A 23,998-nucleotide genomic window follows, 5' to 3' on the forward strand; every position below is an offset into this window, starting at 1 on the left:
AGGTGGCTTCTGGTAGCAGATTGCTGATTAGTATTCCAGCGTCTGCACGCCTTGCGCGGTTCCCAGCAGGCACACTGCAGCCTTCTGATGGGCAAACACGCCGACGGTCACCACGCCGGGCCACTGGTTGACTTCGGACTCGAAGGCCAGTGGCTCGGCGATCTTCAGACCGCGGACATCCAGAATATGCTGGCCGTTGTCGGTCACCAGCGGTGCACCATCCTTCATGCGAATCTGCGCCGTCACTTCAGCGCCCATGGCTTCGAAGCGACGCGCGATCTGGGCTGCCGCCATGGGGATGACTTCCACAGGCAGCGGAAAATTGCCCAGCACTTGCACGCGCTTGGATTCATCGGCAATGCAGACAAAACGCTGAGCCAGCGCCGCCACGATCTTCTCGCGCGTCAGCGCAGCACCGCCGCCCTTGACCATATAGCCCTTGCCGTCGATCTCGTCGGCACCGTCGATATAGACAGCCAGGCTGGTGACTTCATTGGCATCGAATACCTTGATGCCCAGGGCCTTCAGGCGCTCGGTACTGGCCACGGAGCTGGAGACGGCGCCAGGAATCTGATCCTTGATGGAGGCCAGTGCATCAATGAACTTATTGACCGTGGAGCCTGTGCCCACGCCCACAATTTCACCGGCGACCACATATTTCAGGGCAGCTTGTCCGACCAAAGTTTTCAGTTCATCTTGAGAAAGAGGTGCAGCAGATGTCGTCATGAGGGAAAATCCAGGTAATCCTGCGATTATCCCCATGTCTCTTATTCCTTACTCACTGACGCGTCCTATTCTTTTCGGCATGGACCCCGAAGCGGCCCACGACCTCACCATGAACTTCATGGCCAAGGGGCAAAACACCTTGCTCCAGAAAGCCTGGGCGCGCCCTCTGATCAGCGACCCCATCGAGCTGGCCGGCCTCAAGTTCCCGAACCGTGTGGGCATGGCCGCAGGCCTGGACAAGAATGCACGCTGCATCGATGCGCTGGCCGCCATGGGTTTCGGCTTTGTGGAAGTGGGCACCGTCACGCCCCGCCCCCAGCCCGGCAATCCCAAGCCCCGCATGTTCCGCATTCCTGAAAAGAATGCACTGATCAACCGCCTGGGCTTCAACAACGAAGGCCTGGATGCGTTCCTGGCCAATGTGCGTCGCTCGCAAGTGCGCGCCAATGGCGGCGCCATGCTGCTGGGCCTGAACATCGGCAAGAACGCCACAACCCCCATCGAAGAGGCCACCAGCGACTACATCAAGGCGCTGGACGGCGTGTACCCTCATGCCGACTATGTGACGGTCAACATCAGCTCGCCCAACACCAAGAATCTGCGTGCACTGCAAAGCGATGAGGCGCTGGATGCTCTGCTGGGTGCTGTCGCCAATCGCCGCGAACAGCTTTCCAGCCAGCATGGCAAGCGCACGCCGGTGTTTGTGAAGATCGCTCCCGACCTCGATGAAGAGCAGGTCGGCGTGATTGCGGCGACGCTGGAGCGCCACGGCATGGATGGCGTGATTGCCACCAACACCACCATCAGCCGTGATGCCGTCAAGGGTCTGCAGCATGCCGAAGAAGCCGGCGGCCTGTCCGGCGCGCCCGTGCTCGAAGCCAGCAACCAGATCATTCGCCAGCTGCGCTCAGCCCTTGGCAGCCGCTTTCCCATCATTGGCGTGGGCGGCATCCTGAGCGGTGCCGACGCCGTGAGCAAGATCCGCGCGGGTGCCGATGTGGTGCAGATCTACAGCGGCCTGATCTATCGCGGCCCCGACCTGGTCACCGAAGCAGCCCAGGCCATCGCCCATATGCACTGAGCTTGACGCGTGGCCTGGCCGCGCAAAAAGAACAGCCCGTCATGCCTGAGCCTGACGGGCTGTTCTTTTACGACCCTTCAGCCGCGTGTACGTTGCTGCAGTTTGAGGATCCAGGGCAGTGCTGCGCTGCCCCAGCGAATCAGCTTGCGTGGCCCCAGGACCATCAGCAAGCCACCAGCAGCCGCCGTTGCCAGCGGATGCAGGCGAACAAAAGACAGCAGTCGCTCAGGCAAGGGAGCCTCTGCGTCCACATGCGGAGTTTGCGTAGTGCGCAGGCCAAGCGCCTGCGCCTTGGCCGCAGCCCTGGCCTTGATGCGTGCACGTTGCTTAGCAATGCGCAAAAGCACCAGCTTCTGCTCGGCGGTCGCCTCATTCCAAAGCAGAGCATCCATGCCTGCGGGCTTGACGGGCTCCAACTCTGCGGATCGCGAATCGGGAGAGATGCCGTTCATGCTAAATCCTCTCCTTCAGCGCTTGCCAATCCGATTTGAGCTCGCGCCGCGTGAGCTTGAAAGGGCTGGAGAGTTGATTGACAGCTGCCAGCAGTCGCCACAACCCCAGGCCCCAGACCAGAACCCAGCCACCGACCAGCAGCCACGCCACCAACTGACGATGCTCACTATCCCAGAACTGCACGAGCACAGCCATGGACAGGACGATGAGCACGACCACGGTGAGCGCGCCCAGCACAATGGCCAATACCGCCAGCGCTTGCATGCTGCGCTTGTGCTGCTGCCACTCAAGCTGCGCAAGATCAACCCGATCTTCGGCCGCAATCGCGGCCTCGTTCAGATTGGCACGCCAGCGCTCCAGCAGGGAATCAAGACCCAGTAGTGAAATCAAATTCACAGGCACTTGTCCTTTTGCAGCTTAGCAATGCTTAGCGGCGACCCAGCATGAAACCCAGCAGTGCACCCACTGCCAGCGCGGCACCGGCGACGCGCCAGGGTTCGTCGTGAGCGTAACGATCCGCCACATCGGCAGCTTCACGTGCCTGACGAGCGGCATCCTGAGCGGCACGCACGGCAGACTCGCGCACGTTGGCCATGCCGTCGTCGATGCGCTGACGAAGCACGCCGATTTCAGGAAGCTTGTCCAGTTCACGGGCGGACAGCAGACCACGCAGATCGCTGACCAGTTTTTCCAGATCGTCTTGGGCGGTGGAAACGGCGTCGGAAACAGAGCGTGACATATCGATCCTTTCAATGTGACGAAATTGGAATATCGCATGCACTTGGTAGTGCACCAAGATAGCTGCGAGACAGCAAGCATCAGGGCCGGCCGCTCATAAAACCTGCAGCATGTGAACATCTTACAGAAAACGCACCGCCTCCAAGAAACTCCCGGGCCTGCAGCACTGTCGGACAGCAACGAAACTGCCTCATATCAAGGAATATAAAGCCACTCAAGGCTCCAAACCAATCTGTTTGCTGCAGCAGCCTTTGCGGTGGCGCAGCAGATCGAACTCAGCATGCGCTCAGGCACACCATGTATGCATAGCTTGATCTCCAGCACTTGCCGCCAAGTAACGCGGATTACATACGGCAACACACTGATTGCTTAACAGTTCATTAATAAAGTGACTGCATGCTCGGCGGCAAGTCATCTTTTTGCGAGATTTCCATGCAGAAAAATCTTGGGCAAGCGAAGACTTGACTCAAATCAAGTAACGCAAACGGCAACTTTCATATAGTCAATTAGACATAAAAGATATTAATTTAATACTCTTTTATGTTTAAGGCATCGGGGTCTTCTGGTGCCAGTGCGACGATGAAAGGAAGGGCCATGCCACTTCAGAAACGAGAACTCTCCGACTGCTCAACCAGCAACTCGGCCTGCACCTGCAGCACCCCATCCATTGCCCGGACACCTCAGCAGGCAGTGACGGCGCCCACCAAGCGCGGTTTCTTGCAGGACTTGATTGCCATGGCGGCCAGCTTCGGCGTTGCGGGCAGCGCCCGCGCAGCGCTGCCCGGCGACCCCAGCTTTCAGCCCTTACGCCGACCCGGCATGGAAGGCAAGCGCTTCGGCATGCTGGTCGATATGCGCAAGTGCATTGGCTGCCAGGCCTGCACGGTGAGCTGCTCGGTCGAAAACCAGCCCCCCATCGGCCAGTTCCGCACCACGGTGCTGCAGTACGAAATCGAGCAGGCCGGCCACACGGCTGCCGCCATGGTCAGTCTGCCGCGACTGTGCAACCACTGCGACGAACCGCCGTGCGTGCCCGTGTGCCCGGTGCAAGCCACATTTCAGCGCACCGACGGGATCGTTCTTGTCGACAACGAGCGCTGCGTGGGCTGCGGCTATTGCGTGCAGGCCTGCCCCTACGACGCACGCTTCATCAATCACGAAACGCAGACCGCCGACAAATGCACCTTCTGTGAACACCGCCTTGAAGCTGGCCTGCTGCCCGCCTGCGTGGAAAGCTGCGTGGGCGGTGCACGCGTGATTGGCGACCTGAACGACGCACACAGCGAAATCAACCAGCGCATCAATGCTCACAAGGACGAGATCAAGGTCCTCAAGCCCGGCATGAAGACCAAGCCGCATGTCTTCTACATCGGCCTGCCCGATGAGTTTGTGAACGGTGTCGATGGTCAGGCCTCGGTTCGCCTTGTTGCCGAACATCTGTGAATGGAGTGCCTTCATGCAAATCATTGAACTCCTGACCCCGGCCTACGAAGCAGCATGGCTGCCATGGGCCGTGCAGTATTTCTTTCTCGTCGGCATGGCCACGGGGGCCGCACTGCTGACTTCGGCCTGCGCGTTCGGCCCGGCCCGAGGCTTGCTCCAGCGCCTGCTGCCCACTGCCGTACTGGTGCTGGCCGTGAGCGCGATTGCCGCACCTGTGGCCCTGCTGGCCGACCTGCACCAGCCCGCGCGCTTCTGGCATTTCTATGCCCACCTCACACCCTGGTCGTGGATGAGCCTGGGTGCCGTGCTCATGCCCACGTTTGTCGGGCTGTGCGTGTTGATGTGCGCGCTGTGGTGGCTGGGCAAGCACCGGTTGATGCGCCTGCTGGTGCCTGTACTGGTGCTGTCCACACTCAGCATCGTGGTCTACACGGGCGCCGAAATCATGGTCATCCGCTCGCGCCCGCTGTGGAACACGCTGTGGGTACCGATCAATCTGACACTCAGCGGCTGGCTGGCCACCGTGGGCATGGGCTTTGTGCTCTACCGCTTTCTGCCCCAAGCCCTGCAGCCTGATGCGGCAGCCCTGCAAGGGTTACGCAATCTGGGCCTGTGGCTGGCCACCGGCCTGATTGCCAGCGCCCTGACCTGGGGAATTACCGGGATCGCGGGCCAGAGTCCTTCATTTGACATGGCGGTGCGCCTGTTCAATGAATTCCCAGTCTGGCGCATCTCCATGCTGGGCTCGGCCGTGTTTGGCGCAGCCGTGGTGATGGCCCTGCTGCGCGGCGAGCATCGTCTGGCAGCCAAAGGCTACACCCTGGTGCTGGGCGCAGGCCTGGCGGCATCGGCATGGGCCTTCCGCTGGGCACTGTTCATGGGCGTGCAGGGCGTGCCCAAGTTTGGCGCAGGCCTGTATCTGTACAGCATGCCTCTGGGCGGTGAAGGGCTGATGGGCATGCTGGGCATGGCTGGCCTGTGCGTGGCACTGGTTGCGCTGGCCACCTGGGCGCTGGAGCTGTTCCCGGCTCGCAAGCCCGCTAGCGCCGCCTAAAAATCAAGCCAAGTACGTATACAACGCAATACCCGCAAGCGCTAGCAGCTATCAAAACCATAGAACCGCTGCAGCGCTTGCCCTTCCCTCACTCACAGGGCAAGACCATGACTGACAAGAGACTCTCCCCCGAACAATCACAAGATACCGAGGCCGGCCACATCGATGCCGGTCGCACCGATGCCGGCCGCCGCCGCATGCTGCTGCGCGGCGGTGCCGTCGCAGGCGGTCTGGCTGCTTTTGCCGCCGGCTATGGCGAAACCGTGGCCAAGGGAGCCAAGGGGCTGATCACCGGCACCTCGGGCAAAACCACCCAAAGCGCCACGCGCGGCAACTCGCTGACGCCCGAATTCCGTATCGACCCCATCAGCGGCAAGCTGACGACCCAGCCCGGCCAAGTGGTCAGCCCCTCCTCGTGTCTGGGCTGCTGGACGCAGTGCGGCGTGCGCGTGCGGGTCGATACCGATCACAACCAGATCATCCGTATCGCCGGAAACCCCTACCACCCGCTGGCCACCACCAACCCCGCGCCCATGGAAACGCCAGTGCGCGAGGTCTACGCCATGCTGGGCGGCGACAACGGCCTGGAAGGCCGCGCCACCAGTTGCGCACGCGGCTCGGCCATGCTGGAGCACCAGAAAGCTCCGCACCGCGTACTCAAGCCGCTCAAGCGCGTCGGCCCGCGCGGCTCGGGCCAGTGGAAGACCATGACGCTCGAAGAGCTGGTTCAGGAAATCTGCGAAGGCGGCAACCTGTTTGGCGAAGGCCATGTTGACGGCCTGCGTGCCATCCGCGATGTGAAGACGCTGATCGACGAAGCCAATCCCGAATACGGCCCCAAATCCAACCAGTTGCTGCTGACCGAGGCCGCCAACGAAGGCCGCACACCGCTGGTCAACCGCTTTGCCAAACAGTCGTTCGGCACCATCAATGTGTCCAACCACGGCTCTTACTGCGGCCAGACTTACCGCGTGGGCACAGGTGCAGCCCTGGGCGACATCGCAGGCATGCCCCACGGCAAACCCGACTGGAAGAACTCACGCTTTGGCCTGTTTATCGGCACCTCACCCGCGCAATCGGGCAACCCTTTCCAACGCGTGGGCCGCGAGCTGGCCGAGGCCCGCTCGCGCGGCGAGAACACCTACCAATACGTCGTCGTCTCGCCCATGCTGCCCACCTCTTCCAGCGTGGCCGCGGGCAACAACAACCGCTGGCTGCCTGTGAAGCCCGGCAGCGACTTGGCGCTGGCCATGGGCCTGATCCGCTGGATCATCGACAACGAGCGCTACGACAAGCAGTTCCTGGCCCAGCCCGGCCCCGCCGCCATGGCCGCCGTGGGCGAAGCATCGTGGAGCAACGCTACCCATTTACTGATCAACGAGCCCAAGCACCCGCGCTTTGGCCAGTTCCTGCGCGGTGCCGATATCGGTCTGCCCATGCCCGAGCCCGTGGACGAGAACACTCCCGCCGAAGACGTGTATGTGGTGCAACTGGCCGATGGAACGCACGCCGCCCACACCGTGACCACACCTGCCGAGCTGATCGTGGAGCGCGAGTTCACACCTATCAAGGCCGCTGACGCTACCGAAGAGTCCGCCCCCATTCAGGTTTGCACCGCATTCGTCAAACTGCGCGCCGAGGCGCACAAAAAGACGCTGGAGGAATACGCCGCCCTGTGCAACGTACCCGTCAAGGAAATCGAAGACCTGGCACGCGAATTCACCAGCCACGGCAAGCAGGCCGTGGCCAACTCGCATGGCGGGACGATGAATGGCTCGGGCTTTTACACCGCCTACGCCATCGCCATGCTCAACAACCTGATCGGCAACCTCAACGTGCGCGGCGGCTGGGTCATGGACGCTGGCCCGTTCGGCCCCTTTGGCCCCGGCCCGCGCTACAACTTTGCGCAGTTTGAAGGGGCTGTTAAACCCAAGGGCGTGGCCCTGTCGCGCACCAAGTTCCCCTACGAGAAGACCAGCGAATTCCAGCGCAAAAAGGAAGCGGGCCAGAACCCCTACCCCGCCAAAGCGCCCTGGTACCCCGCGCCCGGAGGCCTTAGCAGCGAAATGCTGGCCGCCGGCATGCTGGGCTACCCCTACCCGGTCAAGGCGTGGATCAACCACATGAGCAACCCCATCTACGCCATGTGCGGGTTTGAGAACACGCTGGCCGATGCCGTCAAGGATGTGAAAAAGCTGCCGCTTTTCGTCTCGGTCGATCCCTTCATCAACGAGACCTCTGCCCTGGCCGACTACATCGTGCCCGACACCGTCACCTATGAGAGCTGGGGCATTGGCGCGCCCTGGGCCGATGTGGTGGCCAAGAGCAGCACTGTGCGCTGGCCCACCGTGGAAGCCGCCACCGCCAAAACGGCCGATGGCCAACCCATCAGCTTCGAGAGCTTTATCTTTGCCGTGGCAAAGCAGCTGGGCCTGCCCGGTTTTGGCAAAAACGCCATGTCCACCAAGGATGGCGAGCCGCTGGATTTGGAAAACGTCGAGGACTTCTACCTGCGCGGCATGTGCAATATCGCCTACCAGGCGGGCAAGCCCGTGCCTGAAGCCAGCGATGACGACATCGAGATCACGGGCCTGAAAAAGTGGATGCCCTCGGTCGAAACCCGCGTCAAACCCGAAGAAGTGCGCCGCGTCGCCATGGTCATGAGCCGTGGCGGCCGCTTTGACCGCCAGGACGACGCGTGGAAGGGCGACCAGCTCAAGCTGCAAGCCAAGTTCCCCGTCACCTTCTGGAACGAAGCCCTCTCCAAAATGCGCCACTCCATGACGGGCGAGCGCTACAGCGGCTGCCCCACCTGGTACCCCACGCGCCTGGCCGATGGCTCGGACATGCGCCAAGTGTTTTCCGAGCAAGACTGGCCGCTGACCATGACCAGCTACAAGTCCAACTTGATGAGCAGCATGTCCATCGCCGCCTCACGGCTGCGCCAGGTGCACCCGCACAATCCTGTGAGCATCAACAAGGCCGACGCGGCAAAGCTGGGCATCGCCAATGGCGACCACATCGTACTCAGCACCCCCGGCGGCAAACTCCAAGGCGTGGCCTTGGTACGCGCTGGTATCGCGCCCGGTGCGATCGCCATTGAGCATGGCTACGGTCACAAGCAACTAGGCACCGTGTCCCACAAGGTCGACGGCCAGCCCACCCATGCCAACCCGCAGCACGGCAATGGCGTGAACCTCAATGCTCTGGGCTTTACCGATCCGACCCGACCTGAAAAGGACAATGTATGGATTGACTGGGTATCAGGGGCAGTGGTCAGGCAAGGGTTACCAGTGAGAGTGAGAAAAGCTTGATTAGGGCCTGAAGCTCTGGCGGGCGATCGGGACGAAAAATCCCGTCGCTCGCATCTACCAGGGATGGCCTTGAAACGACTGCCAACAACCCGCTGCGATATCTTGAGCCTGCCGAGGAGCAACCGCATTGCTGCCCATTGGCTTGCAGCAAAAATCGAGGCCGGATTAGGGATTTGGTTTACCGCAACATTGGACATGGCAAACCGCAAGCCCCATTCCCGGATGACCGTCTTTCAGCTTCTATGAAAGCTCGAAAAATGGCAATAAATTCATGAAACACTATTCAATCAAATAGGAAAGTACATTCTTTACAATTAAAAACCACTCAATATTGGTATTTAAAATCAAAGAAAACAAGGTTTTTTCTTCTCCGGAAAATTTTCCGCATACAAGCATCAGAATATAGATGATTATATTGTTTTGAAAATTACACTTAAAAACAATATCTAAATTATCTGATTTCGCTTCATTGTTGATAGCAATGAAGTTATAAATTTCAATAAATTGCACAAATAGCAGCAGCAGATAAGCAAAATCCTATTTCGTGCCCAAACAAGGTATTTCTGTTTTCATCCGGCTTATTGAAACTGCCATTAACCGAATGAACGTTTTGGAACAGACCAGACACCTGCGAAGCCAAAACGCAACTTCGGTTGGCATTGATCACTGTGCAATGGCAAATGATCTTTCGCCTGAATTCATCCCGGTGGTCTGAGAACTCGCTGTTCAAAGGAATGATCATGAAAAAGTCTTTGATTGTCATGGCGGTTGCTGCCTTGGCTGGTGTGGCATCTGCTGCAACCAACACGGGGACCAATGCATCCTCGGGAACCTATTCCTCGGTTGCAAGCTCCGGCACCGGCAGCGCTGTGAGCTTCAATAGTGCGACGGCCAGCGCTCACGCAAGCGGCTTTGGAACCAGCACCGGTACAACCGGTTCCTGGGGGCCTGTGGCCTCGGGCCAATCGAATGTCGGCGGAAGCGCATCCACCACAGGAACTGTCACCAGTCTTGCTGCGACCAGCGGGGGAGGCGTTGCTGGCGGCTACGGAGTCACCAACGCCAACGCACATTCGGATGTAGGTAGCAATTACCTCGGCCACGCTCCCGGCAAGTTGGTCAGCGGTGGCGCCGGAGGCTACGCAAACTCGAGCACCAACAATATGGCAGGAACTGCGTCCATCGGCAATGGCATTGCGGTGGTGAACAGCGCGGCCCATACCAACTCCTACTTTGGCGCGAACTCGCAGGCGATCTCGGGTCCTGGAGGAACCTCGACCAGCAATAACTCTGGCGCCTCCTCTATTGGCAACGCGACAACTACCGGGTTCAGCCTGGGTACAGCCTTCGGAGGCTCCAATGGAGGCGGAACTTCGGGCAATGCTTACGGATGGGCGAACTCGGCTGCCAACTAGAGAAGGTCCGCGAACTCAGTTGTATTGCCCCCCCCGAGTTGAGGCCTCCCAAGTCAAGACTCGGGGACAAAGGAGAAACAGCATGAAAGCCTCAATAGCCTTGCTAAGCCTTTGTGTCCCTTTGTGCAGCTTTGCGCAGAACGCCGACAGCAGTGCACAAAGCCTCTCCAACTCCTCGTCCGTGGGAGCACAACAGAATCAGTCGGTCACCATCGTCAATCCGGTTGCTGCTCCGGCGGACAGTCGGTCTGTATCCACGATGGACAGCAGATCCACCTCAACTTCCGACCAAAAAATAACAACAAGCGGAACAACCACGCAGAACCTGAACAATACGGTGTCCGGGACGTCCAAGAACATTGTGGAGTACACAGGTACTTACACCATGAAGAACGTTCCCAGCGTGAACGGCCCAAACCTCACGACCAGCAATGACACCTGCATGGGCAGCAGCAGCGGCAGTGCCAACGGCCCTGGCTTTGGCGTGAGCTTCGGCACCACCTGGACGGACGAGCATTGCAAGCGCCTGAAAATGAGCCGTGAGCTCTGGAACAAGGGCATGAAGGCCGCCTCGCTGGCAATGGACTGCATGGATCCCGCCGCTCGCGTGGCACTGGAGATCACGGGCTCGAAATGCCCGCAATCCATGACTGCAGACGAGCGCCGCAACAACTACGGCCCGGATGCTTCGGCACAAGGCAGTCCTGCACCGTCTACCGAGCAGGCCGCTTCTGGCGCCGGTCTCGGACAGGCAATTGAGTCCAGGCAAACGGCAAGCTTCTATCCGAACTGACGAGCGCTCAAGCCAATCCCCACGGGCGGCACAAGGGCAGCATGAGCCTGGGCGAATTCTGTGAAATGCAGCAGCAATCCGTGCAATGACTAGAGCTTTGGTCCAAGGCAAGCCCAGTTGACGCAGCTGTGGAATTTCTGTCTCATGGAAGGGCAAATCCATACAAGCACTGAAGAGTACTGGCTGCGCTTTAAACCATGCCTCTGCAACCCCTCAGCCTGATCCATTGTGGACTGCAAGTCCTCCTGAATCCGCTCTATCCAGGCAGCCCCAATCTAGCGGGCTGCTGCGATACGCTAGCATTCTCTTTTGCACCTTGGCGCTCTGTCGCATCGTGCGGGATTTCTCCGCCTGCCCCTTCGAGATCCAGCCCATTTATCCGTCATGCCCATCTATGTTGCCCTGCTGCGGGCCGTCAATGTTGGCGGAACCAGCAAACTCCCCATGGCGGAGTTGAAGTCCATGTGCAAGGCCGAAGGGTTTGCGCAGGTACAGACCTATATTGCCAGCGGCAATGTGGTGCTGGATGCAGATTGCACTGAGCAGCAGCTCAAGTCGGCATTGGAGCGACGCCTGGCCAGTTATGCAGGTAAGCCCGTGGATGTCATCGTGCGCACGGCCCGGGAGATGACGGAGGTCCTGGCCAACAACCCCTTTCCCGAATCCCCGGGCAACCGCACTGTTGCCATCTTTCTCGATGAAGAACCACCTGCAGACACGCTGACCCAGATCAAGGGTCGCAAGGACGAACAACTGCAGTTGGGACGGCGCGAGATCTATGTGGCTTATGGTGCGCGAATGGGCAGTTCCAAGCTCAAGATTCCAGCAGCTGCCCAAGGTACTGCCAGAAATATCAACACGATTGCCCAATTGGTTGAAATGGCGACAGCACGCCATGAGATTGCGACGCGAAAAAAGCGCTGATACCCGCTTGAGCCGGTCGCACGCAGGCGGTGAAAGCGGCGCAGCCACCTGATACCTCATCCTTTGTCTTAGCTCAGGCAGGCTCTTTCTATCCACTCTTGCTCATGAATGCATAGTGTTCTGCCGCCGGTACCGGTCTGCGCGCACTCGAATGTATGGAGCCCTGCTCCGTGAAGAGAAAAGGATAGAAGCTCATGCAAGCATCATTGCCCATGCCGGCCACCTCGGTTTCCCAGCCTTCCCAACGCAAATCACGATAGAAGTCGCGCAGCCCCCCCGTGAAAGCCCATTGCACAAACGCCGTATGCCTCATCTCCAGCGATTCCCAGGCCCAGGTGTCTGGCGCTAGATAATGGATAGCCCCCAGATCCTCGCCAAGTGCCCCGCCATTGATGGCGAAGAATCCACCTACGGCATCGTCGGCAATCAGCAAAAATCCGCTGCTGCGCGCGCGATTCCACGCCGCGAGATCGCGCGTGAGCATGGGATGCCCCGAGCCCAGCATTCTGAGCCATCCCCCGTCAATGAGAACTCCACCGGTTCCATGGGCTATGGCACCCAGCGGCGAGCGTGTCGTGACCTGCAATGCAAGCAATACGGAGTCTCTCTGGGCCGAGGGAGGAAGACATTCGACAGGAACGCTCGCGTCCTGAGCCCAGGCTTGTATCAGCGACAAGGCCGGCTCGTCGCGCTCCAAAAGTTCTGCCAGTGCACGCATTGATCCCCCTTGATGCATAAGTCAATAACATCGGGATTCTGACATTTGATCCTGGTATCCAGAAGTCTCGTGAAAGGCTTCAAATCGATGCATGGCTCGACATTGACTTGATGGCTCATTCGCCAAGCATCGGCTCCAGCTGCTAGCTAACGCTTGGCAGTGTCTGGACTGCTTGCGCGGAATGAGGGTGTGACTGATTCAGACCTATGGTGCAGCCAAAGGGGTCAAGCAGCATTGCCGCAACCGCACCAAGGCTTGTGACAATAGGACCTCGGTACAAAACGGCCCCTCTTTGTTCAAGTTCCCATATCGCCTCCTGCAGATCAGCCACCGCCCAATAGACTGTCGCCCCGCCGACTCCACCTGGAGACTTACTGTCCTGCGGATGGAAACCAATCAGGCATCCTGGTGTCCTGATAAAAGCGTAGTGATGATTCTCATATTGCACCTCGGTCTGAAACAACTCGGCATACCAGATAGAAGCGGCATCAATATCTTGCACAAACAGCACGACGGATTCAATTTGCTTCAGCAACATAAGCTATCAAGGACTCTGCAAAACAGCGGTCCACAAATATAGCGCTGGCCTGGTGCTGAAAAGCAACCGATATGCAGAAGCTGAGATCGCGTGAGAAGCATGCCGCGCATGCATCCAGAAGCAATCGACCCCCGAGAATGTCTGCTTCCTCCTCACCCGCCATTGGGTGGCACTCTGAAGCCTGCCCCTACTCGCGCCTCGGCGCGCTCCAGCCAATTCCGGACTTGTGCCAGCCAGCGCCATGCGCGAGCCTGCCCAGGCCCTGCCGCTTCAAGCCTGTGAGTGGACGCTGCTACAGCTCCGTCATCCAATGCGTCATATCCCGCGCTGCGGCCTTCAATTCGATGATTTTTCATGGTCAGCCAATGGTCTTTGGCGGCCAAACATCTGTAAAGTTGAATGATCTGACCATTCAATTCAGAAAATCTGATTCAAAGTCCATGCGAAACCTGAATCTCGATCAACTGCAGACCCTAATTGCCATCGCCGATCTCGGCACCTTTGCCGCGGCAGCCCAGGCGCTGCATCTGGCACCACCCACGGTCAGCCTGCACATCAAGGAGCTGGAGGCTCGCATGAACGCCACGCTGTTGCTGCGCGGCAGGCGCCAGGCAGAGCTGACATCGGCCGGCCAAGTGTTGGTCCAGAAAGGACGCAAGCTGCTCGAGGCCGGCGACGACCTGATCGATCAGGTGCAGCGTCACGCCAGCGGCCGCGCCGGCCTAGTCAAGGTGGGTGTATCGGCCGGAGTCAATATCCGGCTGTTTCCGCTGATGCTCGATGCCCTGAGTCGTCACAACCCGGGCATTGACATCAAGCTGGAGGCTGTTGGCTCGGCCGACTCCATGCAGCGCCTCAAGGCCGGAACGCTCGATATCGGCCTGGTCGCCAGCCCGCAGGCGGAGACGGCCGAGATCATGCTCACGCCCTGGCGTAACGACCCTATGGTGGCCCTGTTACCCGCAGCCTGGGAGGTCCCCGAACGGGTCAGCCCCGAATGGCTGGCAAGCCGCCCCTGGGCCTGCTTTGCTTCCGCCACGCAGATGCACGGCCTGATTGCCGGCTGGTTCGGCCAGGCAGGCCTGAGTCCTCGCCCATTCATTGCTCTGACCTATACCGAGGCGCTCAAAAGCTTGGCTGCCGCTGGTCAGGCTGCAGCTCTGCTGCCGCTGGAGGCCATGGAAGAGCAGCAACAACAGAGCAGTGTGCAAATACGGCATCTGTCACCCACCTTGATGCGCCCCATGGCCATCGCCCATCGCCAATTGCCGACGCTGAACCCTGCGGTCGCCAGCGTGCTGGCGGTGCTGGCGAAGTTCGGCAATCAGGCAGCGGTATCCACGCCACGCCTTTCTTGACCTCAGCGCCGCACAGCCTAAAATAGACCACTTCAACTTTCCACCGAGGCACTTCACCCATGCGCCATTGATGCCGCCGTCTGATTGACGGCCACCTCCCCTCCTCCCAATCGCTGCCGCCCATATGTGCAGCCTGGGGATGTTAGGCATCAACCCATCGCATGGTTCTATGACAGAAGCTCGCCTGACGCTGAATGGCGTCACCTACACGCTGCCCAATGGGTGGCCGCTCTTTTCCAATCTTTGCTGCAGCTTCGGCTCACAGCGCACGGCGCTGGTGGGCCGCAATGGCGTCGGAAAAACCGTGCTGGCCCGCATCCTGGCTGGAGAGTTGTCTCCTGGCGGCGGCAGCGTGACACGAGCGGGCCGCATTCACTATCTGCCGCAAAACCCGCTGGCATCGCGTCCGGGACTGAACCTTGCTGCACTTGCAGGCCTGGGCGACACGCTGCTGGCACTGGAGCGCATCGAACAAGGCAGCTGCGAAGCCAGCGACTACGAACTGCTAGCCGAGCGCTGGGACATACGTCAGCAGTTTCAGATGCAGCTTGAACGGATCGGCCTGCCTCAGCTGGCACCGCAAACACCTGCCAGCCAGCTCAGCGGCGGCCAGGCCATGCGCGTGGCGCTGCTGGGTGCACAACTGTCCCAGGCCGACTTTCTGATTCTGGACGAGCCCAGCAATCATCTGGACGCTGCCAGCCGCTCTGCCCTGGCGCAGCAACTGCAGCAATGGCGCAGCGGTCTGCTGCTGATCAGCCATGACAGAGTCTTGCTGGAGGCTATGGACTCTGTTGCGGAGCTGACCTCCAGCGCAATCACCATCTACGGCGGGAATTACTCTTTCTACAGGGAAGTCCAACGCCAGAAAAGCCAGAATGCACAAGACGAGCTGGCCCGCCTCAAGCTGGAACGCAGCCGCGCCGAGCAAGCCTTGCGCACGCAGCAGGAACGCCAGAGTCGCAGGCAGGCACGCGGTGAAAAGCTGGGAAAGAACGGCAATCAGGCCAAGATTCTGCTGGACGCGAGCAAGGAGCGCGCACAGAGTTCGGGCGGCAAGCTGGCGACCCAGCAGGCCACAGCGCGCGAAGCCCTGAACCAAAGCGTGCGCGAGGCCGCCCAGGCACTGCAGCGCCAAGTGGACTGGCAGGCCGAGAGCATTCACTGGCATCTGCCGCAAGGGCTCACGAGCAGCGGAGATCGCATAGTGGCCGAGCTGCGCGAGGTGCAACTGCCTCATGTGGCAGCGCACTCGTCCTTGAGCCTTGAGCTGCGTGCCGGTCAACGCATGGCCATCACCGGGCCCAATGGCTGCGGCAAGTCCACACTGCTGCAACTGCTGGCCGCTCAATTGCAGCCGCTGGCGGGTGAATGCAAGCTGAATGCGACACATGCCGTGCTCGACCAGCACCAGAGCTTGCTGCAACCTTCATCGTCGGTACTGAGCCAGTTGCTGACCGAGAGTCCGGGCACGCCCGAGTCGCTGCAACGCATGCGCCTGGCACAGATCGGGCTGGACTTGCGCCATATCGACCAGCCCACCGGGCAGCTCAGCGGGGGCGAACGCCTCAAGGCCGCCATGGCCTGTGCGCTCTACCGCGACGAACCTGCTCAATTACTGCTGCTGGACGAGCCCGACAACCACCTGGATCTGCCGTCCCTACAGGCGCTGGAGAGCATGTTGCGCCAATACTCGGGCACGCTACTCATCGTCTCCCACGACGCGATGCTGCTCCAGGCTCTGGAGTTGACGCACCAACTCAGCTTTGCCTCTGGGAGATGGACATTGACAGCGCTCTGATCGCAGGAGTCGGCCCGCAGCGCTCCAACCTGCGGACAGTTACCTGGCGCCCCTGGTTTCGACTTCAGGGCTTCAGGAGGTCTTTTTCCAGTTTCGGCCATCCGTGGAGCGGTAGTCGCCTCCCGTGGCACAGCAGCCGCCCGCGCCAAAGGCCATTCGTCCCAGTGTGACCTGAAGCACGCCTGCTTCGTAACGGATGGACTGACGCTGACAGGAGGTGAAGAACGGGTAGGGCTCGGGAGCAAGTACTTTTTCCCAGTGGACTTCCCCCTTTTCTAGGGGCTCCACGAGAAAGACCTCGCAGTCGTGGACCAAGAGGAATACCGGCTGGCCTGCCAGCACACCTTTGAAGACCTGCTCCGGCGCCGCATCACGCGTGGCCTGCGCCTGCTTGCTCAGAGGTGCTGGGGGAGCGTCCGAATCACAGCCCGCCAGAGCGGTCAGCGCCAGCAACACAAGAGAAATCATGGGCTTTGCCATCATGGTGCCAGTATGCCAGCCGTTTCTACGATGCGCGGCATAGGGACGGGGCGAGATGCGGCTTGCCTCCAGGCCTCCCTGGTAGGTTAGGCTATGCGCATGGGACTGCCAGCAGCCAGACAAGGCCCTTGTCATGCTCAATCACGGCAGCAGTCACGCCAGTCTTCAATCATGCTTACGGATCAAGGAGTAGATTTGACCAGAATGCCGCGCATCCCCCCCAACTGGCCGTCCTGCTGATGGCCGCTTCAGCTATGGCCGCTACCACCAGCGCCTGAGCCTGCACCCGCCTGGTCTTTCACGGTGTCAACGGTCAGGTCATGACGGCCCGCTCCATAGACTGGAAAAGCGACATTGTCAGCAATCTCTGGGTGCTGCCGCGCGGCATGGAATGCAATGGTCAGACCGGCCAGAACACGCTGCGCTGGAAGTCCAAATACGGCAGCGTTATCACTTTGGGCGATGACATCTCGACCACGGACGGCATCAATGAAGCCGGTCTCAACGCCAATCTACTGTAGCTGGTGGAGTCCCAGTACCCGAGCTTTAATGCCAAGAGCAAACCCGGGCTGACGATTGCCGCCTGGGCGCAATATGTGCTGGACAACTGTGCCAGCGTAAAGGAGGCAGTGGCCGCGCTGGAGCAGGAGCCCTTCCCCATTGTCTCGGACAATGTGCACGGGGAAAGCCGCCTGACCACCTTGCATCTTTCCATGTCGGACGCCAGCGGCGACAGCGCCATCGTCGAATACATCCGGGGCAAGCAAGTCATTCACCATGACCGCAAGTGCCAGGTGATGACCAACTCCCCTACCTTCGATCAGCAACTGGCGCTCCACAGCTACCGGCACCAACCGCGCGGCCGATCGCTCTGCTCGGGCATCGTTCTATTTGAACGCCATTCCCGAGGACCCCAATCCCAACAAGGCACTGGCTAGTGTGATCCGCAATGTCTTGGTGCCCCACGGCATCAGCACGCCCGATCAGCCCAGTATCTCGTCCACGCGCTGGCGTACGGTGTTTGACCACCAGCTCAAGCTGTACTTCTGCGAGTCGGCTCTTACACCCAATACCATCTGGGTCGATCTCAAGGCACTGGATTTCGATGCGCAAACCGGTAAGGTCATGAAGCTGGACCCGGGGGCCGACCAGAGCCATACCTATTGCGGCAATGCCACCACAGAATTCAAGCCCTCCAAGCCTTTTCAGGCTCTGGGAATCTAAGGCTACTCTTCGAATTAGACATCCTCTTCCAAGGCCTCACCCTGCATAGCCATCCAAGCCCAAAAAGCAGGCCGCCGAAGTACTTTTGAAGCTCATGGTATTGGCTCAGCGGCATTCATGGCATCAGTCCTTTGTCAAACCTATCAGGGACTGCCTTGGCAGTAGCTGTTGACTACAAGCCGTAGGCCCGTATTCATGACCCATGTATTATCTTAATGGCTGGCAATTTTCGGCGTACGTGCAGTGCGCCAAGTCTTGCCCCATAGTTTGACAGACGGGAGTATCAACGCACAGTAAGCCCACGGCAGGTGCGAAGGCTGTGGCACCCGCACCTTGATCGCTTCCTGCAGCGCCAGCCATTGGCAGACAAGCGCTGGCAGCCATGGTTTTCAAAGAGTCATTGTCTAGGCAATGTGCTCAATTGCTGATGGCGCGCAAGCTCCTTGAGACGAAATTTCTGCACCTTTCCCGAACCCGTCAACGGAAAAGCCTCGCAGATAAACCAATGCTCTGGCGTTTTGTGGGGCGCGATATGTTGGCGGCAGAACTGTCTCAGTTCCTCGGCCGGACAAACATCCACTCCAGATTTGAAGCGGATCGCAGCTGCCACCTGTTCACCCCAGTGCTCGTCGGCCATGCCAAACACCGCAACATCGGCCACGGCCGGGTGCTTCATCAACACGCCTTCTACCTGCACAGGGTAGATATTCTCACCGCCACGAATAATCATGTCCTTGAGCCTGCCGGTGACGCGGCAATAGCCGCGTTCGTCCATGATGCCCAGGTCACCCGTGCGCAACCAGCCATCGCTAAGCAAGGTCTGAGCCGTGACTTCTGGCTGCTTGAAGTATTCCAGCATGACTTGATAGCCGCGCGCCTGAATCTCACCTTCTTCACCCACAGGCAAGACTTCGCCGTGCGGCCCTGCGATACGAACCTCGACCTGCCATAGCGGCTGGCCTGCAGTCCTGGCCTTGTCTGCAGCACTGTCATCGGGTGCAGTCTGGCAAACAATGGGACTGAGTTCGGTCTGACCATAGACGGTGACTAAGTCACAACCCAGCTCGGCACGCACGCGCTCGGTCAGCGCCACCGGTATAGGAGCCCCGCCGGACATGGCCAACTGGAGGCTGGATAGGTCATAGTCTTTGGCCTTGCACTGTTCCAACAAAGCGAGCAGCATAGTGGGCACGCCGCCAAAGCGTGTGCCGCGTTCGTCCTCGATGGCCTGCAGAACTAGGTCTGGATCGAAAGCCACGATCAGCACCAGAGTGGACAAGGTAGTGACACAGCCAAGAACACTCATCACCGAGCCTGCCGTGTGGAACAGTGGCATGGGGCTGACATACACATCCTCATGCTGCTGCGCACGTGCGGCGACGAAACATGCATTGGTGACCAAACCCCTACGATGCAACAATGCGCCCTTGGGCTCGCCCGTGGTTCCCGAGGTGTACTGGATTTGCGCAGGACTGCGCGGATCCACCTCGGGCAGGCAGCCTTCTCGCGGGAACTGTTGCACCTCATCTAGCCAGCCGCTGAGGCTTATAACATCGACCACACCCGCCCCCCCTTCAGCTGTCGCTTTGGCCATACCCGCCATATCGCTGCCACGAAACCAGTCGATATGGAACAAGGCACATGAGCGAGACTGGCGCAGCACATATTGCAGCTCCTGTGCGCGCAGCGCCGGGTTGGCGGTGACCAACACCATACCGGCCAGTGATGCACCGTATTGCAAAATCACCCATTCCGGCACATTCGGTGCCCACAGGCAGATGCGCTGCCCAGGCTTGTATCGCCGCAGCAGCCAATGTGCACAGGCCGTGGCGTCGTCCAGCAACTGCGCATAAGTCCAGCGTCTATCGGTCTCGGCAACGCCGGTCAGCGACGTCCAACCGGCAGGCATTTTCTCTACTAGCGCCCATCGTTCAGGCGCCTGCAAGGTCGCTTCACGCAGCGCCTGCCCTTCGGTGATGTTAAGCACCTCACGCGAAGTGTCTGCAGGCCAGTAGGACCAGTTCAGCGGGCTCGATAGCTGGGGCATCTAAGTCTCCTCCGTGTGTGATGAGAAAAAATCATTGACTAGGCGGCTTCAGTGGCAGCAGTTGCCTCACTGCCCATATCCATTGCTGAGTCAGCGCCTTCACCGACTGAGGGTTGCTGCGCAAAATGCCGGAGACAGCCAGACCGCGCACAAATTCAGCGCTGGTGCTGACTACCAACTCGTAGGCCGGAAAGGCACTCAATGGAGCGAAGATTTCATCAAGTACACGCATCCTGTCACGCAAGGCTTTGCGCTCTGCAGCGACCAGGGCTTCGCGCAGCTCGGTATCGGTACGTGCCACCACCCACAGCTCCAGCTCGGCCAGAAATGAAGGCTCTCTCATGCTATCGACCAGTGTGTGAATCGCATGCTCGACAGGGTCACTACGTCTTGCTTTGCGGCGCAGATGCTTGAGGACTGCCTCTTCGTTGCGCACCACGATGGCATCGACGACTGCGCAAAGCAGCTCTGCATGCGTAGGAAAGTGGTGCAGCAATGCACCGCGGCTGACTGCCGCCCGGCGCTGCACTTCCAGCGTAGTGGTACGCGCAACGCCCAGATCCATCAGGCAGGTCATGGCGCTGTTCAAAATGCGCGCACGTGTCGCCTGTTTCTGCTGTTCACGCAAGGTGCTGCTCTCAGCCGCCTTGAGGTTAATAGACATACTCGCCCCCAAACTGACAGTCTATGTTGACTGTAAAAACAAATGCACATAGAGTCAACACTGACTGTCAAAAACAGTTATTTATCAATTAATCGCTCATAGTTGATTGAATTTCTCACATTTCAATCAGGAGACTATCCATGCCCGGCTACAGCACTTTATCGGTCACCACAGACGCCCACAATCCACGCATTGCACGGCTACTACTCAATCGCCCCGAGCGCCTGAATGCGATCAATAACCAGACGCCGCGCGAGATTCGCAAGGCCGTGGAGTGGGCTCAGGACAATCCGGACATCCATGTCATCGTTGTTGAGGGTGCGGGCAAGGGCTTCTGCGGTGGCTATGACTTGGCAGAAACCGCCGAACAGGAAATTGAGCACCCCTGCCAGCAGGAAAAAGCGCCTTGGGATCCCATGGAAGACTATGCTTTCATGAAGCGCAATACCGAAGACTTCATGAGCTTGTGGCGTTGCAGCAAGCCCACGATTGCCAAGGTACACGGTGCCGCTGTGGCTGGTGGCAGCGATATTGCACTGTGCTGCGATCTGCTCATAATGGCTAATGACGCCCGCATCGGCTATATGCCCACACGCGTATGGGGATGCCCCACCACAGCAATGTGGACCCAGCGTCTGGGACCGATGCGCGCCAAGCAGATGATGTTCACAGGCGATGTGATCAGCGGTGCGCAAGCTGCTGAATGGGGATTGGCCACCGAAGCCGTAGACGCATCCGAGTTGGAGGCCCGCACCATGAGGATAGCCAACCGCATTGCCGCCGTGCCGCGCGGGCACTTGGCCATGCACAAGCTGGTGGTCAACCAGACCATGCTGACCATGGGTCTGGAACAAGGTCAAATGCTGGCCACGGTGTTTGATGGCATCACACGCCACAACCCCGAAGGCATGTGGTTTCGCCGCTATGCACAGGCTGAAGGCTTCAAGGCTGCCGTACAGTGGCGCGACTCGGGCCGCAACATACCAGAAGGCGACGAGGCACGCCGCGAGATTGAAAGACTGGAGACCCAGGTTACCCGTCTGACATCCAAGCAATGACCCCCAAAAACGACCAGTGCTCGATGTACCAGCGCTGGTCGCCAAGGTTTAGAGACAGCTGCTCAAGCAGCTTTGGTGCCCACGCGTTCGCGCAGTGATGCCAGAAGCCCGGCCGGCACAAACCTGAAAGCCAGTTGCAGCAGCAAAAAGCCGATCAGACCATCGTCAAGCCAGCCCAGAATGGGAATGGTGTCAGGTACGAAGTCTATGGGGCTGACGATGTAGAGCGCTGCCAGCACGGTGACCAGCTTGGCCGCCCTGGGCGAGCGCGGGTCGCGCAGCACGGCCCAGGCGAGCAGCAGCTCCTTGCGAAAGTTTGTCAGCAGACGACCCGATTTCCACATGGCAGTCACTCCAGCAAAAGTGAAAAAATCCAATCTCAACTGCGGTCAAACTGAATGATGGCAAGAGCGAGGCATTACCGGTCTGCCACAGAATGTATCCAAGATCCGAAACCCCAAAAGCATCAATCCTTTTATCGAAAAGATTGATGCTCCTGATTTGACTGCAAATCAACCGTCGATAGGGTCTTCCGGCGTCTGCAGCGTGAGCTGGTAGAAAGCCAGATCCAGCCAGCGGCCGAACTTGAAGCCCACCTGAGGCATCAGCCCCACGGACTCGAAGCCCAATCGCTTGTGCAGTGCAATGCTGCCCGCGTTGGCGGCGTCGATGGCACCGACGAGCACATGCACATCTCCACGCTGCCTGGCCTCGGCAATCAACAACTCCATCAGTTGCTGCCCCAAACCTCGGCCCCGGTGCAGTGGATGGACATAGACCGAATGCTCAACCGTGTACTTATAGGCGGGGTAGGCGCGAAAACTTCCCCAGCAGCAAAAGCCCAGCAACTGCCCTTGTTCATCCTCAATGCCGATGACGGGGAAACTGCCTGCACGCTTGGCCTCGAACCAGCTGACCATGTTTTGTGGCGTGCGCGGCTGGTAGTCGTAGAGCGCCGTGGAGTTGACGATGGCATCGTTGAAAATGTCCAGAATCGCGGCGGCGTGGCGTTCGTGCGTGCATTGCACGATGTTCAGATCACTCATTTCTTGGCCTCAGGCACCCAAATCAGAGACGGTATTATGGGCAAGGACCAAGCAGCCGTGGCCTGTGCAGCGTTTAACTGCACAGGACTGGGTGCTATAAGAATAGATACGGCTTCCTTCCCGCCGGTATTTTCAGGAAACCCTCATGCAAAGCAGCGCACGCAACCAGTTCAAGGGCAGTGTCTCCCATATCAGTCACGGCATCGTCACCGATGAAGTCCAGATCCGTACCGAACACAATGCTGAGCTGGTGGCGACCATCACGCATGGCAGCGCCGTCAGCCTGGGCCTGAAGGCCGGCAGTTCGGTGATCGCCATGGTCAAGGCGCCGTCTGTGATGGTGGTGACGAATTGCGAAGGCGTGCGCTTTTCGGCGCGCAACCAACTCAACGGCAAGATGACCCGAATCAAGCCCGGCGCGGTGAATGCTCAAGTGACCATAGACGCCCAGGGTCTGCAGGTGGTGGCCATGGTCACGCAGGAGAGCACCGAAAACCTGGGCCTTGCCGTGGGCAAGACGGCCACGGCCCTGTTCAAGGCTTCTCAGGTCGTGCTGGCGGTGCTGCCCTGATGAACGAATCTATTGTTATGCAGCCGATAGGCCCCGTACACAGCCCGTTCAAGCATGCCGTGAGAATGCCCATACAGACCGTTGCGGCCCAGCAGCATGAGGGAAGGATCGAGGTTTTTTCGCCTTTTGCTGCGGGCTTGCGCGATGTGCAGGAGTTTTAATTCCTGATCCTGCTCACGCACCTGCATGAGGCCACAGAAAAGCTGGAAGTCGTTCCCTTCATGGACACCAACAGCCATGGAGTGTTTGCCACAAGGGCACCGGCAAGGCCCAACCGCATCGGTCTGTCCATTGTCGAGCTGCTCGGCATGGACAGGTGCTGGCTGCATTTCCGCGGTAACGACATGCTGGATGGCACGCCCGTGCTCGACATCAAACCCTATGTGTCGCAGCTGGATGTGCGTGAGACAGAAGGCATAGGCTGGTTTGCCAGAGGGCTGGATCAGTTGCCGGGCAGACTCTCCGACGAGCGCATGCGTTAAGAGCTATTTGTTTTCCGAGCTGGAACAGCCGATGCGTCCATCTCCAAAGCGCATGCAGCAATTTGATAGC

Annotated in this window: 22 protein-coding genes and 2 pseudogenes; 13 read left to right on the forward strand and 11 right to left on the reverse strand. The window is 59.3% G+C overall.

What is annotated here, in order from left to right; all coding sequences use genetic code 11:
- Positions 1-27 precede the first annotated feature (27 nt).
- Positions 28-726, reverse strand: coding sequence for a ribose-5-phosphate isomerase RpiA (rpiA, locus tag QYQ99_RS00245; RefSeq protein ID WP_302090894.1), 699 nt, complete (start codon positions 724-726; stop codon positions 28-30).
- 34 nt (positions 727-760) lie between these two features.
- Between rpiA and QYQ99_RS00250 the strand changes: the two genes are divergently transcribed.
- Entirely contained in the window at positions 761-1,807 is a 1,047-nt protein-coding gene (locus tag QYQ99_RS00250; RefSeq protein ID WP_302090895.1) for a quinone-dependent dihydroorotate dehydrogenase, read from the forward strand.
- 77 nt (positions 1,808-1,884) lie between these two features.
- On the opposite strand, the gene QYQ99_RS00255 is transcribed toward QYQ99_RS00250, so the two are convergent.
- From QYQ99_RS00255 to QYQ99_RS00265, 3 genes are read right to left on the reverse strand one after another with little or no spacing between them, the layout of a single operon-like run.
- Positions 1,885-2,259 carry a hypothetical protein gene (locus tag QYQ99_RS00255; protein ID WP_302090896.1) on the reverse strand — a complete coding sequence of 125 codons (375 nt, stop codon included), beginning with the start codon at positions 2,257-2,259 and terminating at the stop codon, positions 1,885-1,887.
- A 1-nt stretch (position 2,260) separates the two neighbouring features.
- Entirely contained in the window at positions 2,261-2,662 is a 402-nt protein-coding gene (locus tag QYQ99_RS00260) for a phage holin family protein (protein ID WP_302090897.1), read from the reverse strand.
- Positions 2,663-2,687: 25 nt separating this feature from the next.
- The gene (locus QYQ99_RS00265) at positions 2,688-2,999 is read right to left on the reverse strand and encodes a DUF883 domain-containing protein (RefSeq protein WP_003079290.1); all 312 of its coding nucleotides are present in this window, start codon (positions 2,997-2,999) and stop codon (positions 2,688-2,690) included.
- Between the two features lie 593 nt (positions 3,000-3,592).
- Here QYQ99_RS00265 and dsrO point away from each other — a divergent pair.
- The 6 genes from dsrO (at position 3,593) to QYQ99_RS00295 (ending at position 11,941) form a co-directional block, all read left to right on the forward strand.
- Positions 3,593-4,441, forward strand: a complete 849-nt coding sequence (dsrO, locus tag QYQ99_RS00270; RefSeq protein WP_302090898.1) for a sulfate reduction electron transfer complex DsrMKJOP subunit DsrO — start codon at positions 3,593-3,595, stop codon at positions 4,439-4,441.
- Positions 4,442-4,454: 13 nt separating this feature from the next.
- Positions 4,455-5,495 carry an NrfD/PsrC family molybdoenzyme membrane anchor subunit gene (nrfD, locus tag QYQ99_RS00275; RefSeq protein WP_302090899.1) on the forward strand — a complete coding sequence of 347 codons (1,041 nt, stop codon included), beginning with the start codon at positions 4,455-4,457 and terminating at the stop codon, positions 5,493-5,495.
- Positions 5,496-5,602: 107 nt separating this feature from the next.
- Positions 5,603-8,809 carry a tetrathionate reductase subunit A gene (locus tag QYQ99_RS00280; protein WP_302090900.1) on the forward strand — a complete coding sequence of 1,069 codons (3,207 nt, stop codon included), beginning with the start codon at positions 5,603-5,605 and terminating at the stop codon, positions 8,807-8,809.
- A gap of 740 nt (positions 8,810-9,549) precedes the next feature.
- Positions 9,550-10,224: a hypothetical protein gene (locus QYQ99_RS00285; RefSeq protein WP_302093291.1), complete on the forward strand. Its 675-nt coding sequence runs from the start codon at positions 9,550-9,552 to the stop codon at positions 10,222-10,224.
- A gap of 82 nt (positions 10,225-10,306) precedes the next feature.
- A complete protein-coding gene (locus QYQ99_RS00290; RefSeq protein ID WP_302090901.1) occupies positions 10,307-11,017 on the forward strand; it encodes a hypothetical protein in 711 nt (236 codons plus the stop codon).
- A gap of 384 nt (positions 11,018-11,401) precedes the next feature.
- Positions 11,402-11,941, forward strand: a complete 540-nt coding sequence (locus tag QYQ99_RS00295) for a DUF1697 domain-containing protein (RefSeq protein WP_302090902.1) — start codon at positions 11,402-11,404, stop codon at positions 11,939-11,941.
- An 88-nt stretch (positions 11,942-12,029) separates the two neighbouring features.
- Here QYQ99_RS00295 and QYQ99_RS00300 read toward each other — a convergent pair whose 3' ends face one another.
- Positions 12,030-12,659, reverse strand: a complete 630-nt coding sequence (locus QYQ99_RS00300; RefSeq protein WP_302090903.1) for a DUF2625 domain-containing protein — start codon at positions 12,657-12,659, stop codon at positions 12,030-12,032.
- A 142-nt stretch (positions 12,660-12,801) separates the two neighbouring features.
- A complete protein-coding gene (locus QYQ99_RS00305; RefSeq protein ID WP_302090904.1) occupies positions 12,802-13,197 on the reverse strand; it encodes a VOC family protein in 396 nt (131 codons plus the stop codon).
- 440 nt (positions 13,198-13,637) lie between these two features.
- Here QYQ99_RS00305 and QYQ99_RS00310 point away from each other — a divergent pair, with 440 nt between their 5' ends.
- Both QYQ99_RS00310 and QYQ99_RS00315 read left to right on the forward strand, forming a co-directional pair.
- Positions 13,638-14,555, forward strand: coding sequence for a LysR family transcriptional regulator (locus tag QYQ99_RS00310; RefSeq protein ID WP_302090905.1), 918 nt, complete (start codon positions 13,638-13,640; stop codon positions 14,553-14,555).
- A 169-nt stretch (positions 14,556-14,724) separates the two neighbouring features.
- Positions 14,725-16,356, forward strand: coding sequence for an ATP-binding cassette domain-containing protein (locus QYQ99_RS00315; protein WP_302090906.1), 1,632 nt, complete (start codon positions 14,725-14,727; stop codon positions 16,354-16,356).
- 72 nt (positions 16,357-16,428) lie between these two features.
- On the opposite strand, the gene QYQ99_RS00320 is transcribed toward QYQ99_RS00315, so the two are convergent.
- The gene (locus QYQ99_RS00320) at positions 16,429-16,839 is read right to left on the reverse strand and encodes a hypothetical protein (RefSeq protein ID WP_302090907.1); all 411 of its coding nucleotides are present in this window, start codon (positions 16,837-16,839) and stop codon (positions 16,429-16,431) included.
- A gap of 236 nt (positions 16,840-17,075) precedes the next feature.
- Between QYQ99_RS00320 and QYQ99_RS00325 the strand changes: the two are divergent.
- Positions 17,076-18,060: pseudogene (locus tag QYQ99_RS00325) on the forward strand (linear amide C-N hydrolase).
- 397 nt (positions 18,061-18,457) lie between these two features.
- On the opposite strand, the gene QYQ99_RS00330 reads toward QYQ99_RS00325, so the two are convergent.
- Positions 18,458-20,107 carry an AMP-binding protein gene (locus tag QYQ99_RS00330; RefSeq protein WP_302090908.1) on the reverse strand — a complete coding sequence of 550 codons (1,650 nt, stop codon included), beginning with the start codon at positions 20,105-20,107 and terminating at the stop codon, positions 18,458-18,460.
- A 31-nt stretch (positions 20,108-20,138) separates the two neighbouring features.
- A complete protein-coding gene (locus tag QYQ99_RS00335) occupies positions 20,139-20,771 on the reverse strand; it encodes a TetR/AcrR family transcriptional regulator (RefSeq protein WP_302090909.1) in 633 nt (210 codons plus the stop codon).
- Between the two features lie 140 nt (positions 20,772-20,911).
- Between QYQ99_RS00335 and QYQ99_RS00340 the strand changes: the two genes are divergently transcribed.
- Positions 20,912-21,829, forward strand: coding sequence for a crotonase/enoyl-CoA hydratase family protein (locus QYQ99_RS00340; protein WP_302090910.1), 918 nt, complete (start codon positions 20,912-20,914; stop codon positions 21,827-21,829).
- Positions 21,830-21,891: 62 nt separating this feature from the next.
- Here the strand turns inward: QYQ99_RS00340 and QYQ99_RS00345 are convergent, their stop codons facing one another.
- Positions 21,892-22,173 (reverse strand): YkvA family protein, encoded by a 282-nt coding sequence (locus tag QYQ99_RS00345; RefSeq protein ID WP_302090911.1) that lies wholly within the window; start codon positions 22,171-22,173, stop codon positions 21,892-21,894.
- Positions 22,174-22,341: 168 nt separating this feature from the next.
- Positions 22,342-22,875 carry a GNAT family N-acetyltransferase gene (locus QYQ99_RS00350; RefSeq protein ID WP_302090912.1) on the reverse strand — a complete coding sequence of 178 codons (534 nt, stop codon included), beginning with the start codon at positions 22,873-22,875 and terminating at the stop codon, positions 22,342-22,344.
- 145 nt (positions 22,876-23,020) lie between these two features.
- Between QYQ99_RS00350 and QYQ99_RS00355 the strand changes: the two genes are divergently transcribed.
- Complete coding sequence (locus tag QYQ99_RS00355; RefSeq protein ID WP_302090913.1) at positions 23,021-23,446, forward strand: TOBE domain-containing protein; 426 nt, start codon at positions 23,021-23,023, stop codon at positions 23,444-23,446.
- Positions 23,446-23,928, forward strand: a pseudogene (gene tsaA / locus QYQ99_RS28320) (tRNA (N6-threonylcarbamoyladenosine(37)-N6)-methyltransferase TrmO). The gene QYQ99_RS00355 and the pseudogene tsaA overlap by 1 nt, the downstream one beginning before the upstream one ends.
- Positions 23,929-23,998 lie beyond the last annotated feature (70 nt).

Source organism: Comamonas testosteroni (assembly GCF_030505195.1).
Lineage (GTDB): Bacteria > Pseudomonadota > Gammaproteobacteria > Burkholderiales > Burkholderiaceae_C > Comamonas > Comamonas testosteroni_G.